This window comes from Niallia sp., assembly GCF_031978665.1.
GTDB lineage: Bacteria > Bacillota > Bacilli > Bacillales > Cytobacillaceae > Niallia.
The window spans coordinates 67,155-82,408 of the sequence record NZ_DALZDK010000009.1 but is presented as its reverse complement, the minus strand read 5'-3'; the positions used below and the strand labels follow the sequence as shown (position 1 = coordinate 82,408).

At 36.2% G+C, this 15,254-nt stretch carries 14 protein-coding genes and 1 pseudogene; 5 read left to right on the top strand and 10 right to left on the bottom strand.

Features of this window, described 5'->3' with window-relative positions:
- Positions 1-514: 514 nt before the first annotated feature.
- Positions 515-1,423: an NAD(P)/FAD-dependent oxidoreductase gene (locus RTL21_RS06965; RefSeq protein WP_312094661.1), complete on the bottom strand. Its 909-nt coding sequence runs from the start codon at positions 1,421-1,423 to the stop codon at positions 515-517.
- Positions 1,424-1,608: 185 nt separating this feature from the next.
- On the opposite strand from RTL21_RS06965, the gene RTL21_RS06960 reads away from it, so the two are divergent.
- Positions 1,609-2,142, top strand: a complete 534-nt coding sequence (locus RTL21_RS06960) for a sigma-70 family RNA polymerase sigma factor (RefSeq protein WP_312094659.1) — start codon at positions 1,609-1,611, stop codon at positions 2,140-2,142.
- The gene (locus RTL21_RS06955; RefSeq protein ID WP_312094657.1) at positions 2,126-3,256 is read left to right on the top strand and encodes a hypothetical protein; all 1,131 of its coding nucleotides are present in this window, start codon (positions 2,126-2,128) and stop codon (positions 3,254-3,256) included. Before RTL21_RS06960 ends, RTL21_RS06955 begins: the two co-directional genes overlap by 17 nt.
- A 29-nt stretch (positions 3,257-3,285) precedes the next feature.
- On the opposite strand, the pseudogene hflX reads toward RTL21_RS06955, so the two are convergent.
- A pseudogene (hflX, locus tag RTL21_RS06950) lies at positions 3,286-4,542 on the bottom strand (GTPase HflX).
- Positions 4,543-4,844: 302 nt separating this feature from the next.
- Positions 4,845-6,026: an IS200/IS605 family element RNA-guided endonuclease TnpB gene (gene tnpB / locus RTL21_RS06945; RefSeq protein WP_312094732.1), complete on the bottom strand. Its 1,182-nt coding sequence runs from the start codon at positions 6,024-6,026 to the stop codon at positions 4,845-4,847.
- A gap of 135 nt (positions 6,027-6,161) precedes the next feature.
- On the opposite strand from tnpB, the gene RTL21_RS06940 reads away from it, so the two are divergent.
- Positions 6,162-6,710: an SDR family NAD(P)-dependent oxidoreductase gene (locus tag RTL21_RS06940; protein WP_312094655.1), complete on the top strand. Its 549-nt coding sequence runs from the start codon at positions 6,162-6,164 to the stop codon at positions 6,708-6,710.
- A gap of 57 nt (positions 6,711-6,767) precedes the next feature.
- Here the strand turns inward: RTL21_RS06940 and RTL21_RS06935 are convergent, their stop codons facing one another.
- Together RTL21_RS06935 and RTL21_RS06930 are read right to left on the bottom strand one after the other, a co-directional pair.
- Positions 6,768-7,133, bottom strand: coding sequence for a nucleoside triphosphate pyrophosphohydrolase family protein (locus tag RTL21_RS06935; protein ID WP_312094653.1), 366 nt, complete (start codon positions 7,131-7,133; stop codon positions 6,768-6,770).
- Positions 7,134-7,154: 21 nt separating this feature from the next.
- On the bottom strand, positions 7,155-7,766 hold the full coding sequence (locus tag RTL21_RS06930) for a DNA-3-methyladenine glycosylase I (protein WP_312094651.1): 612 nt from the start codon (positions 7,764-7,766) through the stop codon (positions 7,155-7,157).
- Between the two features lie 217 nt (positions 7,767-7,983).
- Here RTL21_RS06930 and RTL21_RS06925 point away from each other — a divergent pair, with 217 nt between their 5' ends.
- A complete protein-coding gene (locus tag RTL21_RS06925; protein WP_312094730.1) occupies positions 7,984-8,967 on the top strand; it encodes a helix-turn-helix transcriptional regulator in 984 nt (327 codons plus the stop codon).
- Between the two features lie 75 nt (positions 8,968-9,042).
- On the opposite strand, the gene RTL21_RS06920 is transcribed toward RTL21_RS06925, so the two are convergent.
- The 4 genes from RTL21_RS06920 to RTL21_RS06905 form a co-directional block, all read right to left on the bottom strand.
- Positions 9,043-10,734, bottom strand: a complete 1,692-nt coding sequence (locus tag RTL21_RS06920) for a methyl-accepting chemotaxis protein (protein ID WP_312094649.1) — start codon at positions 10,732-10,734, stop codon at positions 9,043-9,045.
- A 314-nt stretch (positions 10,735-11,048) separates the two neighbouring features.
- Positions 11,049-12,377 (bottom strand): branched-chain amino acid transport system II carrier protein, encoded by a 1,329-nt coding sequence (brnQ, locus tag RTL21_RS06915; protein WP_312094647.1) that lies wholly within the window; start codon positions 12,375-12,377, stop codon positions 11,049-11,051.
- A gap of 101 nt (positions 12,378-12,478) precedes the next feature.
- Positions 12,479-13,021, bottom strand: coding sequence for a GNAT family N-acetyltransferase (locus tag RTL21_RS06910; RefSeq protein ID WP_312094728.1), 543 nt, complete (start codon positions 13,019-13,021; stop codon positions 12,479-12,481).
- The gene (locus tag RTL21_RS06905) at positions 13,018-13,497 is read right to left on the bottom strand and encodes a GNAT family N-acetyltransferase (RefSeq protein WP_312094645.1); all 480 of its coding nucleotides are present in this window, start codon (positions 13,495-13,497) and stop codon (positions 13,018-13,020) included. Before RTL21_RS06905 ends, RTL21_RS06910 begins: the two co-directional genes overlap by 4 nt.
- A 135-nt stretch (positions 13,498-13,632) precedes the next feature.
- Here RTL21_RS06905 and RTL21_RS06900 point away from each other — a divergent pair, with 135 nt between their 5' ends.
- The gene (locus RTL21_RS06900) at positions 13,633-14,109 is read left to right on the top strand and encodes a DsrE/DsrF/DrsH-like family protein (RefSeq protein WP_312094643.1); all 477 of its coding nucleotides are present in this window, start codon (positions 13,633-13,635) and stop codon (positions 14,107-14,109) included.
- Between the two features lie 78 nt (positions 14,110-14,187).
- Here RTL21_RS06900 and RTL21_RS06895 read toward each other — a convergent pair whose 3' ends face one another.
- Positions 14,188-15,057 carry an aminoglycoside 6-adenylyltransferase gene (locus RTL21_RS06895; protein ID WP_312094641.1) on the bottom strand — a complete coding sequence of 290 codons (870 nt, stop codon included), beginning with the start codon at positions 15,055-15,057 and terminating at the stop codon, positions 14,188-14,190.
- Positions 15,058-15,254 lie beyond the last annotated feature (197 nt).

Below are 15,254 nucleotides of genomic sequence, written 5' to 3'. Positions count from 1 at the left end.
GTTAGATGACATCATTAATACTTGGGAAGACTTTGAATATATTTGTTTATCATAAAGGGAAGTTACATATTGAAGTCCTCCCAAGACAAATATTAAAGTGATTACCATAATCAGTGTAATTGCTATAAATAGTTTTACATTTAACTTCGAATTATTATAGTAATTTGCAAACCAAAGCCATATCTTTTTCATGTACTATTAAAATCTCCCTTTATTGGAAAAATCAAAGACTGACAAAAAACTATATCAATTAACACCTTGATAAAATCGTTTTCATTCATTATCTCATTTATATTGTAATTAATAAAAGGAAAAATAATTATTATAAAAAAGAGACTTTTTTGTTTAAATAACAGTGTTTTTTTATATTTAACTCTTTCTCTCTCACCATTTACATAATGTTTAGATGGCTTGGATGATTACACCTTCTTATTTATAGATAAATCTGCAAAAAAAAAGAATCCAACTTATCACTAAGTTTTGGATTCTTTTATCCATTCTCCAAATTACAAAATTAAAATCTTTCTAACATAAGATCAGTATTTACAGCTATAGCTGCCTTACTTCCATCAGCAGCAGCAAATATTAGCGATGATGCAGCGACCTTTTCAGCTTCTCCTGCCACATAAACATTTTTACAAGTAGTGCGACCAGATCCATCCGTTACTATTAATCCATTCTGACATACTTCCAACCCTAGATTCTCCACAAATTGATTGGACCGATAATAGGAAGGAACAATAAAACCACCTGTTCTAGCAATCCTCTTTCCAGATTTAAATTCGACTTGCTGGAGAATTCCGTTTTCCCCTAATAGATTTTTTATCGGTTCTGTTATCATGGGAATATTCCGGTTCTGAAACACAGCTTTTGTTTTCTCTGAAATAGCTGCTCCATTTGTCGCGATTACTAAGTCTTTCGACCACTGGTAGACTAATTTCCCCATATGTACGGCTTGTGCTTCCGTATAGGCAATGATAATAAGAGCTTGATCCCTTAGTTCCCATCCATGACAGTATGGACAACTAAACAGACTTTTCCCATAATATTGCCTAGCATTCGGAATTGGGATTACCTCTTGAACACCGGTCGCTAATATAAGCTTTTCTGTTAAGTATTCATCATGATTCTTTGTTTTAACAAGCAGTAGTCCTCCTTCACCACTTATCTTTTCAATATCTGTTACCTTTGCTTTAATATACGAAACGCTTGGATATTTCAGTAAATCATGTATTCCTAATTCTTTAAACATCTGAGGGCTTATCCCATCTCTTGTAATAAAACCATGGGCTTCATGACTAACCCTATTTCTATTTGTGCCATCATCGAATACAGCAATATTCCGCCTTGCTCGCCCTAACATAAGCGCAGCACTCATTCCCGATGGTCCTGCACCAATAATTACACAATCAAGAACATTCATCTATATTGACCCCCTTCTTGTGGGATACATAGGAATTGTTCCTATGCTTCCTTTAGATTATATGAATGGATTAGATTTTATAGTGCTAGAATTAATTTATATAAATAGTTCATAAAATCCTTAAAAACGGAAACCGTTCTTCTGTTTGTTTTGTCTAAATCAATAGATAGAAAGGAGAGGGGAATTTGGAGAAGCAAGAAAGAGATAAATTGCTTACACACGCGATGGATGCCCACGGTCATTATTTAACACGGCTTGCTTATGCTCTTGTAAAGGACAAAGAAAAAGCCGAGGATATTGTGCAGGATGTGTTTATCCGTTATTACTTACATTTGGATCAATTCGAGGGCAGGTCTAGCGTTAAAACATATTTATACCGGATAACTGTAAATGAATGCCGTAATTATTTTAAAAGCTGGGCTTTTCGAAAAATAGAAGTTTCCAAGCTTGCTAGTACATTTCTAATTGATAAAGAATCTCCTGAAGACGCTTATTTAAAAAAAGAAGACAGATCTTATATTGCTGCCTTACTTAATAAACTTCCCATAAAATATAAAGAAGTCTTATGGCTATATTATTATGCTGAATTATCCGTTAAAGAAATTAGCGATATACTAAACTGTTCCAGCAACACAGTAAAAACTAGATTAGCAAGAGGACGAAAAAAAGCGAAATTAACAATTAGCGAGGAGGAGACGGACCATGTCAAAAAACATTAAACAATTATTAGATGAAACAATCCCTAGTGATATAACTCTTTCCAAAGAAAATAAACAAAAAATTTTACTAAAAGCAAATACTACTCAAATGCAAAGTTTGACTCCTCCTAGAAGAAGATTATTTCGTCCCATCTTCAGTACAATCGCCATCATTGGTCTACTTATTATTTTAATAGGGCCTTCTCTATTAGATCGGCTTTCATCTTATAAATCCTTTGACACTCCATTGGAAAAGATAACTATTCAAAACGTAGACTATTCCTCTTTAATCCGTTCTATTTTTATAAAAGATACGAATGAATTAATCTTTGCAGCTAACAAAACAATCTATTCTTATTCCCTTACATCACACTCACAGCAAGTACTTGTTGAGTCTACGAAAGAGATTGATATTTATACAATGGCCGCAAATGAAAATTGGCTTGTTTGGGGAGAAGGAAATAACGACGTTTATATTTTAGATCGAAAAACACAAATGCAACCAAAACAAATAAACATTGTGATTGGGGATATCCACCTTAAAGAGAATAAGATGATTTATAGCGATTCTTATGGATATAAATGGATAAATCTAACAACCATGGAAGAAGGCATTATACATGAAAACGGAGGCATTGGAAGAAATAGCAAGGCTGATTTATATGAAAACTTCCTTGTCATTCCTGAACAATTAAAAACAAATAACAGCAAGGCTACAACGTTCTATGTCTATGATATAACGACTCTAGAACAGATTGGAAAATATGGATCTCCTTATAAATCTGTCGAAAATGTTACCTTAGTAGACACTAGAATATATGCGACCTTTTCCAATGGAGATGAGACCCCATCTACTTTAGGCTACATTGATCTATCTGATGGTAAATTTCATAAAATAAAAACTCCGTCCTTTCATACTTATGCCATATATAAAAATTACATTGCTTTAAGTGTAAAGAAAAATAACACCGATACAGTGAAATTATATCAATTAGAGAACAAAACCCTAAGAGAACTACCAATATACAATAAAATAAAAGAACGATTAGTCGTTCCACGTTTCACTGACGATGGAGCCTTAATCGTAAATGGGGAAGCAGCAGATTTTTCTCTCTATATACAAGATATGGAATGATATCGAAGGGACGGTTCCTACTTCTTCATTTAGATAATGTATTCTTTATATCTATTATAATCTTCTTCCTTACATTCAATTGAAATGACTACGCCATCCTCTTTGTATTCTGTTGACTGGATATTTGCTCTTTCCTTTAAGTAGGATAAGATATTTCCTTTATCATATGGAATGTTCATTTCGCAGGAAATATATTGTTTAAAGATATTTTGAGTAATGGCTTCAACTAGCTCATTTAATCCGATTTGCTTTTTGGCAGAAAGGTAGATTGCCTCTGTTCCTGCCATTGAAGCTTCGCCCATTGCTAAATCCACCTTATTAAAGGCATATATAGTTGGGATATTATCTGCGCCAAGCTCTTTTAGCGTCTTTTCTGTAACGTTTATTTGCTCTTTATAATTCAGATTAGAGTAATCTACCACATGGATAAGCAAATCTGCTTCTGCAACTTCCTCTAAAGTTGACCTGAATGCTTTTACTAATTGATGCGGTAATTTGCTTATAAATCCGACTGTATCTGTTAATAAAAAGGATTTATTATTTGGTAAAGTTATATTTCGCACAGACGTTTCAAGTGTCGCAAACAACATATTCTTTTCTAATACCTTTTTCTCTGCTGCAGCATGATATTTTTCCATGAGCACATTCATTAAGGTCGACTTTCCAGCATTGGTATATCCAACAAGTGCGATACTTGGCATCTCTTTCTTTTTTCTCATTTTACGTTGATTCTGACGTTGAACAACGAGTGTATCTAATTCCTTATGCAATCGACTAATTTTGTCCTCAATTCGTCTTCGGTCCAATTCTAGCTTTGTTTCTCCAGACCCTCAATTTATGAGCCCTGATCCACCACCTTGGCGTCCTAATGATTCTCCTAAACCAGCTAATCGAGGCAGCATATATTGTAATTTTGCGATTTTCACCTGGAGCATCGCCTCTTTTGTCTTCGCTCTTTGTGCAAAAATATCTAAAATCAATACCGTTCTGTCAATGATTCGGCAATCCGTAGCTTCTTCTAAATTACGAACTTGGGAAGGAGATAGCTCATCATTAAAAAGAATAATTTTCACATCCTTTTCATCTAGCAATGCCGCTAATTCCTCAAGCTTCCCCTTTCCAATATAGTGCCCTGAATGAACCCGATCTAATTTCTGCGTTACTTCCCCAACTACCGCTATATCACAAGCCTCTGCCAATTGAGTGAGCTCTTCCATCGAATTTGAAAAATCTTCTTTCTGATCATAATGATCGCCTACTACTATCGCTTTTTGTCTTTCTTCCATTTATATTCCTCCATTCTGCCTATAAAAAAACACAGGTCTTTGCAGCCTGTGTTTTGAAATAACTGGAAGGAAGAAAATAGAAAATACAAAAGAGAGGACAATTCTCCCCCTTTTCCATCCCATTTATAACTGCTAATGAAAGGCTTATTTAAAAATAGGCATACTAATTCCGATTACTCTACACACAGGCAGAGCCTTTAAGTACTATTAAATTAGTTACTTGAACTACTCACCCCTTATCGACCTTACAGTCTGATTGAAGGGGGAGATTCCTACGAACACCAAAGTATCCTTCAGTTATCTTAGTAGGCTACCCCCGCAGTTCCTGCGGTTAGAAGTCTTAACGCTTCCTTTTTGAGATTGATAGCTGCGTTAATATCTCGATTTTCATGATGGGTATGGCATTTTGGACATTCCCATTCACGTAAGCCAAGATTTTTAACAACTTTGTTTTGGTAGCCACAACAGGAGCAAAGCTGACTGGATGGAAAGTTCTTTGCCACCGTCACCACTTGTTTTCCATACCATTTTGCCTTGTATTCCATCATGGTTTTGAATGCTGACCATGATACTTCACTAATGGCTTTGGCAAGGTTGTGATTTTTTAACATATTTGATACGGACAAATCTTCCATCCCGATTATGTCGTGGTTTTTGACAATATCAGTGGAGATTTTGTGTAAGTAATCCTTTCTTGCGTTTGCCATTTTCTCGTGAATGCGGGCCACTTTTCGTTTGACTTTATACCAGTTTGAGCCACCAACGGTTCGTCTGCTCATGATTCGTTGAAATTCAGCTAACTTTTCTTCCAATGTGCGAAAGAATTTAGGGTTAGAGAAAGTTGTACCATCTGAAAGAATAGCAAAATTTTTTAGCCCAACATCTACTCCAATAGCGGAATGTGTTTTAGGTAACTCTATCACTTCCACTTCTGCACCGATGGAAAGGAAGTATTTTCCTGACGGATTGCGTCTAATGGTAGCACTCCGTATCTTGCCTTCGACTTCACGACTTTTGGCAAAGCGAACAAGGCCAAGTTTAGGCAGCTTCATATAGTTACCTTCAACCGCAATATTTCCGTTTGTATGCTTTGTCGTGTAGGATTGCACAGGATTCTTCTTCGATTTAAAGCGTGGATACTTATTTTGTTTTTTGTAGTATCGTTTAAAAGAATCAGCCAAGTTTTCAACCGATTTCTGCAAAGCAATACTATCCACTTCTTTCAGAAAAGAATAGTGTTTCTTTAATTCTGGAATTGCCTTTACTGTTTCATATTTGTTCAAACATTTTTCTTTCCAATTATTCGTTGGAAGCTGACTATTTCGAACCATTTTTTCAACAATATACCAATAAGCGTCTTTGTCTTTCTGCTTACCTAGAAAGAAATTGTATGTGAACCTCACACAACCAATCGTTTTATTGATGAGTTCCATTTGTTTTTTATTGGGATAGATACGAAACTTATATGCTTTATTAACGATCACTCCCCTAACACGAATATATGTTCTTATTTTACTATAAGAGGATGTGTTTTGGCTATCGCAAACCGACATCCATCTCCCTCTTTTTGTTAGGCTAAAGCCCTGCACACAATGGAAGAAGGAGTCTTCTGTCGGAAAATGACGAAAGCATTGCTGCCAGAACTAAAGAAAGCGAATGGTGCAAGAGTTGTCCAGATAACCTCAAGAGCTCATTGGTTCTCTCCTTTTCATTTTGGTGATCCTAACTTTATAGACACACCTTATGATAAGTGGGTGGCTTATGGACAATCCAAAACAGCTGTTTCCTTATTAAGCGTTGCGCTTGATGAACTATATAAAAAAGATAATATTCATTCCTTTGCGGTACATCCAGGAAGTATCGTTACAAACCTCTCTCATAATCTAACAGATGAAGAATTGTCCGCAATGGGAGCCATTAATAAGAACGGAGAACGCGGCTACGACAGCTATAACAATGAACACAAAACCATTAAAGAAGGTGCCGCAACCATTGTATGGTGTGCAGTCAGCCCTCAATTAGCTGGATACGGTGGCGTTTATTGCGAAAACGGAGATATAGCTCCTCTTGCAACAGATGACAGTATTCGAATCGGTGTCAAGCCATGGGCTATTGATAGAGGAGCTGCACTAAAATTATGGGAAGAAACTCCGCATTTATTTAAATAATCAGAGGGACAGTTCCACTGCTTCCCTTCATTATCTCTTACTATAAAAAGCGAGGGATCAGTTAAGCTGTCCCTCTGCTTTTTCTATACTTTTTGTTAGATTTCTATCTAGTTTGTTTATATAAACTTGAAATTCTTTTGATATATCAATATCCAAATGATTACTCAGTACCATAATCCACCATAAACATTCCGATAACTTATGCTTAAGTTCTTCCTTCTCATCTCCTGCATACCCCCAAGTACCACTGCTTGCCATTACCAGGCGGCCAAGCAGACCAACATCTGTAGAAAAACCTAGCATATCCTCTTGCATCGTCCATTTTCTTCCTAAGCTAAGCTTTTCTAATTTATTATAAAGCCCGCGGATCCGTTTAGATTGCTCCAATGCTTCAGTGAAATCTATTTCCTTGCTTTCATTCATACTGTTCTCCTCCAAATTCATTTATTTCGCGGGAAATGTACTTTCAGAAGAAGTAAGACCGTCCCCCTGCTTCCCTTTATTCCCATGAAATGCACAGCTAGTAATATGATCGTTAACGATCCCTATTGCTTGTAGATAAGAATAGATTGTTACGGGGCCGACAAATTTAAATCCTCTTTTTTTCAAATCTTTACTGACTTTCTTTGATAGTTCGGTTTGTGCTGGGATTTCGCTATCATACTGCCAGTTGGATATGAGTGGTCTTCCGTCTACATAAGACCATAAAAATTTTGCAAAACTACCGTACTCTCGTTGTATTTCCATAATTGCTAAGGCATTGCTTTTAACTGATTTAATCTTTAATGGATGTTTCACAACTTCCGTATTCGTTCGGATATTTTCCATGTCTATTTCTGTAAGGTTTGCACAGTATTCCAAGTCGAAATCATGAAAAGCTTTCCTGTATGCATCTCGCTTTTTTAATACGATTGACCAAGATAATCCAGCTTGTGCTCCTTCTAGTACTAGCATTTCAAACAAATAGGAATCATCATTGCTTGGAATACACCACTCTTTATCATGATATTCTCGCATCAAATCACTGGAATTTGCCCAGGCACATCTAGTTTCCATCCAACCATCCTCTATCCTAAAATCATTCTTATTAGTTAGTATACTCCAATTAACCTGACAACAGCATGTCATATTCTGATTCCGCTTCTCGCATCTCCTTTCTTTTGATGATACACTTAACGAAAAAATCCGTTCGTATATTATTGTTCCATCTAGCCTTTATACAGAGGAGAGACTTTAAAAGAAGTCCAATTCTGTAAAATAGTAATAGACAGACATTATCCCTATAGAAAAGAAAGAGAACCGTCTCCACTTCTCTCAGATAAGGAGCTTTTTTATGAAAACAAGTAGATTATTTCAAATAATTTATATCCTACTAGACAGAAAATCCATAACGGCTAACGAACTAGCCGAAAAGTTTGAAGTTTCCGTTCGAACCATATACCGCGATATTGAAACACTTATTGAGTCTGGTATTCCTATCTATACAACCCAAGGTAAAGGGGGCGGAATTGCCTTAATGAACCAGTTTATACTAAACAAATCGCTCCTTTTAGACAAAGAACAGAATGAAATATTATTTTCTCTACAAAGTCTATCTGTCACAAATTATCCAGAAACAAGCGATATTTTAGCAAAACTAAGTCATTTATTTCAAAAAAGTGAAATAAAGTGGATAGAGGTAGATTTTTCTACATGGGGGAGTGATACCAAAAGCAAGGAATACTTCACCCTTTTTAAACAAGCTATTCTTGATCGTCAGGTGCTCTCTTTTCACTACGTAAACTCCAATGGAGAAAAAAGTTTACGACGAGTTCTCGCCACAAAATTATTATTTAAGGAGAAAGCCTGGTATCTAGAAGGCTTATGCTTAGAAAAGGTAGCAAAAAGAACCTTTAAAATTAATCGAATGGCTAAAATATCTCTGACAAGTGAAATTTATGACAATATAGAAGAATTGGAAGATACAAATTTAAATAATCTATTGAACGATGATTCGATAGAAGAGGTAGAGCTAGTGCTAAAGGTTAGTCCTAAGGTTAGCTATCGTATTTATGACGAATTTAAAGAAGAGCAAATTACAATAGAAAACGATGGATTTTATAAAATATCAACCTCCCATTTTAAAGGAGAATGGCTATACGGCTATCTCTTATCCTATGGAAATTATTTAGAAGTTATAGAACCTAAAGATATAAGAAATGAAATGAAGAACAGAATACAACATATGATGAATCAATATTTGAATACAAAAAAATAACAAAGGGACGATTCTCCTGTTTCCCTTAAGGAAGCAGGAGAATCGTCCCTACATATCTTTTGGTGATATATATCCCTATATTCTAAATCTACTAATTAGTTCTTGCAAATTCTCTGCTAAATTCGATAGATCGGAAGCTGAGGCTGCAATTTCTTCCATGGATGCGAGCTGTTCTTCTGCTGAAGCTGCCACATTTTGAGAATGCATGGAAGAATGCTCTGATATGTTGATGATACCAGATACCGTTGCAGAAACTTGTTGCGTGCTAGCAGAAATTTGTTCAGAGGTTGCCGCCATATCATCTGTCAGCACTGCCATTTTTTCCATGAACTGATAAATCTCTTGGAAGTTATCCTTTGTTTGATTAACAACTGCCAATCCTTCTTTTACGTCCGTATTTACCTTCTCAATAGATCGATTGGACTGCATCATATCTTCCTGTATTGTCTTTATTAACACGGAGATTTGGGAAGAAGACTCCTGAGATTGCTCTGCTAATTTTCTTACTTCATCTGCCACTACCGCAAAGCCTTTCCCATGTTCCCCAGCTCTAGCTGCTTCAATTGCCGCATTTAATGCTAACAAATTCGTTTGATCTGCAATATCTGTAATTACCTTTGTAATTTTCTCAATCTCTTGGGAACGATTATCCAGATTCTGCATTACTTCTCCACTTACTGCAACGGAACGATTGATTTCATTTATTTGGTTTACGGTCTTATCCACAAAGAAGCTACCTTGCTTTGCCTTCTCTGTCGCATTTTTGCTCACATCTGAAATAACAATAGCATTATCAGCGATTGATTGAATTCCTTTTGAAACCTCTTCTAAAGCAAAAGAACTCTCCTGAACACTAGTAGTCGATTGCTCCGCCCCATCCGCAACTTGCTGAATGGATTCTGTTATAGTCTCGGTTGCTTTGCTAGTCTCTTCAGCGCTTGCTGTTAATTCTTCAGAAGAAGATGCAAGACGCTCAGTAGACATAATCACTTCATTGAACATCGACTTAAGATTCCCTGCCATTTTATTATAGCTATCTGATAAGAGACTTAATTCATCACCAGAATTATCTTGTATGTTCTTTGTAAAATCTCCTTCTCCAGCTAGTTCCAAAGCAGCTGTCAAATTGGAAAGTCTCTTTTTCATTTGTCTTGTAAAGATGTATACAACAACGGAAGCTAGAACAATCATAATCACCAAGACTACGATAAATTTCATTAAAAATGAAGATATGATACTATCAATAATCTCTTGAGAAGCTCCGACATATAAGATACCAATAACTTCCCCCGCTGCGTTCTCTAGTGGCATGTATGCCGTTTGGTATAATTGTCCAACTACATTTGCTTCTCCATAAAAGTTTTCTCCTTTATCCATTACAGTATTCACCACCTCTGGTGAAGCCTGTGTGCCAATTGCACGTTCTCCATCCATCATGACATTCGTCGCAATCCGTGTATCGCCTTGAAAAATCGTTACTGTATCGCCTGTATCCTCGCCTATTTTATCTACTACTTCGTAATTATCATTGAGAATAGTAGTTCCCTTATAAAGCTTATCTTCTCTAATTTCCCAATCACCAGGATACTTATTGTTTATATAGCGATAGGCAAGCCCAATATCCCCTTTTGCTTTCTCCGTAGCAAACTGTTTAATTCCCCTTGTAATTTCCTGATTTACTACAAAGCCGATAACACCAGACAGAACAATAATAATCGCAAATACTATAATATTTATTTTTGTTCCTAGCTTTAATTTTAGTTTCATACCTTTCACTTCACCCTTGCTTTCCCTGTTCGTTTGTCCCAATAGCTTTTTATTTTTCCCCGAATAGAATCGTTAAAAAAAAATACTCTGGATAAAGAGTATTTTTTACACCTAATTACGGATTGGCTTGTTTATAAGCTGCTGTTCTCGCATTCATGTCTTTCTTTGATTCTTTCGTAAAAATACTAACTAGTACTATTACTATCGGATTTTTATTTAGAATGTTTATTAAATAATAAACTTGATAAAAATGGAAACAGAGGGACAGCTCCTCCACCTCCCTATGGGAAGAAGGAGAACCGTCCCTCTACGTCTTATTTACGAACGAAATACCCAATCACCGCACCAACAAATGCTGGCAAAATCCAGCCCAATCCTATTTCATAAAAAGGAAGGACATTTTCGTAAAAATTCCCAATCTGCTCAAAAAAGCCAAGCTTAGCTTCTGGAATGCTGTCAACTAGTGCCTGATAGCCATCCAGTATACTTACAAACAACGTTAAGACGATCGCTGTTAAGTACACACTCTGCTTTCCTTTAAATAATGGGGAAAAGAGTGCAAGCAAGATAAGCACAATTGCTAAAGGATATAAAAACATAAGCACAGGTACTGCAAATTGAATAATTTTGTTTAAGCCTAAATTTGCAAATAAGAAGGAAACAACACATAAGATAAGCACAAAGTGTTTATAGCTAATCTTTGGGAATGCTTCATGAAAAAACTCACTACAAGACGTAATTAATCCGATACTTGTTTTTAGACATGCAAGCACAATAATAATAGCAAGCAGGATTCCACCGAAGGAGCCAAAATAATGCTTGGCAACAGCTGCAAAGATAAGTCCGCCATTTTCAAAAGTTCCCACAGCTTGTACACTAGATGAACCCATATATGTGATAAATCCATAGATAAGCATCATTAACAACATGGCAAATATTCCTGATTTCCAAGTTGTTTTGGCAATACTCTTTACATCACTAATTCCTTTCCCTTTGATTGCGTTAATAACAACAATCCCGAAGGCAAGAGATGCAAGAGCATCCATCGTATTATACCCCTCTTTAAATCCCGTCATAAATGCATTATTTATATAAGTTCCTTGTGGCTCTTGAAAGTTCCCCATAGGACGAACAATACTTACAATTATTAGCAGAAATAAAAACACTAAAAATGCCGGAGTTAAATATTTCCCAATCACATCCATAGTTTTCGCTGGATTCAATGAAAAATAGTAAACCAGCAAAAAGAAAAGAAAGCTAAAAATAGCCAGAAAAAGCGGAATATACCCATTCTCTACAAACGGCTCAATCCCAACAGCAAATGGAACCGTTGCCGTACGGGGAATAGCAAAAAATGGTCCAATTGTTAAGTAAAGAAACAAGGAAAAGATGAATCCGAATACAGGATGGACCCGATTCGAAAGGTCGCGCACACCATTACTTCCTGATAATCCAATTGCTAATATTCCAAGAAACGGAAGGCCAATAGCTGTAACCAGAAATCCAGCTAACGCTAGCCAGAAGTTCGTTCCAGCAAGCTGTCCGAGTTGAATAGGAAAAATTAAATTGCCTGCTCCAAAAAACATACCAAAAAGCATCGTACCAATCAGAGCATAGGTTGAAAAAGAAATTCTTGATTGCATAGATCTAATACTCCTTTATAAATACATATAAATTAGATAATACGGGAACGAAGAAAAGTTCTCAACCACTTTTAATGAATTTTCTAATAATAGACTCCTTTTTACCTAACATTCTCTAGATTTAACTTCCAAATCATATGATCATTCCCTATGCCCCAATAATCTTTCCTTAAATAGGAAGGTGCTCCAAACTTCTTGTTCCACACTTGCTGAGCGTGATTATAGCCACTGTCTAAGCAAAATACCTTTACCCTATTTTTGTCCATTTCCCCATAAATAGCCTTCAACAAAAGACTTCCAACACCTCTTCTTTGATATTCTGGATGAACAAATACAGTTCCTATCTCCTTTATGTCTTTCAATTCATCATTTGTCATTTGACAAATAAGAGGACTAGAAGGACCATATTCAATCGAGCCAATGATAAGGTTCTCTAACTTAGCGATTAAAAAGTACCGATTCTCCCCATTACTTTCAAAATCCATTGCAAGATAGTTCTTCTTCGTCTCTATTTCAGCTAGTAGATCCTCCTTTTTATCTGCTATCCCTTCTTGTCGAAATGTATCTGTTAGGACAAGCCTAAAAAAGTCATGCAAGGCTTCTACCTCTTCTTTTGTTGGTCTTTCTATTGTGAGCGGTATCATTTTACTTCCTTTCTTAAAATCTCTCCAGGCAGACCATCCATTTCCCCAATCCATTCTGAAATAAATCCTTGATTGATTAATATTTTTTTGGATGGAATATTATCAGGATCAATAATTGCTTTTATAACTTTTACATTTGTCTGCTCTGCTAATGCCATTAATATCCCCGCAATTTCACTTCCGTATCCTTTTCCCCAATGTTCTGGCAAAAGCATATAGCCAAGTTCTGCCTCATCATTTTTCTGTTCATCTAAGGTTAAGTGACCAAGACCAATAAACACTTCTGTTTCTGGATGAATAAAAGCGTAAGAACCAAATACCTTATATTTCTCATTTCGTTTTAACAAGTTCGCATAATTTATTTTTGCCTCTTCTACTGGTATCGCTCGCTCTGTAATCTGTGCCATTACTTGCTTATTAGATACTAGCTGATAATATAGCGTAAAATCATTTGCTGTAAATTTTCGATATAACATCCTATTTCTTCCTCTCTCGTAGTTTATTCCCCTTACATTTCCCCTTTAATAATATGACAATCTAGTGAAGTCCGCATACCAAGCTCCATTTGATAAAAAACTAAAGATATTCTTAAAAAAGGAAGGGATTATTCAATGGAAAAAAGATTAAATTTATTAATGTTTAGTGGCGATTATGATAAAGCAATGGCTGGCTTAATCCTTGCAAACAGTGCCCGGGAAATGAATGTAGAAGTTACGATGTTTTTTACATTTTGGGGTCTATTATTGCTTAGAGATCCAGAAAAAATCGATATGGAAGATAAATCCTTTTACGAAAAAATGTTTTGCGCCCTCACTCCAAAAAACGTTGAACAGCTCCCTTTGTCAAAAATGAATTATGCAGGCATAGGTAGAAGGCTGATGAAAGAAATGCTCGATGAAGAAGATGCACCACCGCTAACAGCTTTCTTAAAAGGGGCGCGTAAGAACCAAGTAAAGTTTCTAGCTTGTAAACTATCTGTTGAGATCCTCGGCTTTAAACAAGAAGAGTTTTATCCAGAAGTAGAAATTGTCGATGCAAAGGTGTATTTAGAAGACGCATGGAAATCAGATATCCAGCTTTTTATTTAAAAACGTAAGCTCACCATTTAATCAAGCAAGTTAAAAGGGCGGTTAATTGGCTTTATGCAAAAAAACCGCCCAAAATCATTAGTAAATCTCTGTTGCATTAGGCTGCAACTTCTGAACATGTTTTAGATAGCCTTTTACCTTCGCTGCCTCTTCTAAGGGATAGCGATACTCGAATTGTTCTCCGACTTCTAAGGCACTTTCCTCAAATAATGCCGCCATCGAAAATAACGCTCCCCAGACTTGTTCATAATCTCCACAAGGATAGGTGTGCATTAGTTTCTCCCATGTCTGCTCATCCACATACTGCATTAAGTACTTACTATTTTTCCCCACACTAAGCGAGAAATCTGTTTCGATGCCGACCTTCCATTCTAGCATTTTTAAAAGCATCGCTCTTACGATATTCATATGATCAATGGCATAAAGAATTTCTTGCCGCCATAATCCTTTGGCCACATAGGTTGAAACCCACCAAAATTCATTTATGCAATCAGCAAACTGTTCAGCTGTCGGCTGCTTTACCCAATAATCCTTATCCGTACTTGGTTGTACTAAGGGAAGACTACCATCCTTATCTAATAAAACCATTGTCAGCCCATCCTCTTGGCAGTAGCTCTCCTTTTCCTCGATTGGAATAAGCGTTAAATCAATTCGATTCCCATCTATGAATAACATAAGATAGGAAAACCTCCCACCAAGCTCTGACGGATAAAGGGAGAAATCCTCTGGTGTCTGCATAATGATCCTCTCTCCAAAGACATCAACCCAATTAGGCTGATTCAAAAAAGACTCCATATCATCCACTATATACACAATATCATAGTCCTGAAAAGGATCTTTCGGAACATTTGGATTAGTTCTTGAGCCATTCATACATACAGCTCTCACTCTACCATCCTCATTAGCCACCTCTAACACTAAATCAAGCATCTGCTTCTCTGTACGCATACTATCCCTCCAATTATATTTAACCGTTTATTCCTTAATAATTGGTGGTCCTCGAATCCTAATAGAATTCTGTTATATAAAGTGTTCAAAAAAGCCCATCAGGCGTCACTCCAATTAATAAATAATATACGGTCCAAAAAATACAGTTAACAAAATAATATGCACGCCAACAAAATAGATAATTTTCGGTGCTCCTG

Excerpts from the sequence above, each read along its gene's own strand:
- RTL21_RS06940 (WP_312094655.1), top strand. The coding sequence starts at position 6,162 with ATGACGAAAGCATTGCTGCCAGAACTAAAGAAAGCGAATGGTGCAAGA.
- RTL21_RS06910 (WP_312094728.1), bottom strand. The coding sequence starts at position 13,021 with ATGATACCGCTCACAATAGAAAGACCAACAAAAGAAGAGGTAGAAGCC.
- RTL21_RS06955 (WP_312094657.1), top strand. The coding sequence starts at position 2,126 with ATGTCAAAAAACATTAAACAATTATTAGATGAAACAATCCCTAGTGAT.
- RTL21_RS06895 (WP_312094641.1), bottom strand. The coding sequence starts at position 15,057 with ATGCGTACAGAGAAGCAGATGCTTGATTTAGTGTTAGAGGTGGCTAAT.
- RTL21_RS06900 (WP_312094643.1), top strand. The coding sequence starts at position 13,633 with ATGGAAAAAAGATTAAATTTATTAATGTTTAGTGGCGATTATGATAAA.
- RTL21_RS06930 (WP_312094651.1), bottom strand. The coding sequence starts at position 7,766 with ATGGAAACTAGATGTGCCTGGGCAAATTCCAGTGATTTGATGCGAGAA.
- RTL21_RS06965 (WP_312094661.1), bottom strand. The coding sequence starts at position 1,423 with ATGAATGTTCTTGATTGTGTAATTATTGGTGCAGGACCATCGGGAATG.
- RTL21_RS06935 (WP_312094653.1), bottom strand. The coding sequence starts at position 7,133 with ATGAATGAAAGCAAGGAAATAGATTTCACTGAAGCATTGGAGCAATCT.
- RTL21_RS06905 (WP_312094645.1), bottom strand. The coding sequence starts at position 13,497 with ATGTTATATCGAAAATTTACAGCAAATGATTTTACGCTATATTATCAG.
- brnQ (WP_312094647.1), bottom strand. The coding sequence starts at position 12,377 with ATGCAATCAAGAATTTCTTTTTCAACCTATGCTCTGATTGGTACGATG.
- RTL21_RS06920 (WP_312094649.1), bottom strand. The coding sequence starts at position 10,734 with ATGAAACTAAAATTAAAGCTAGGAACAAAAATAAATATTATAGTATTT.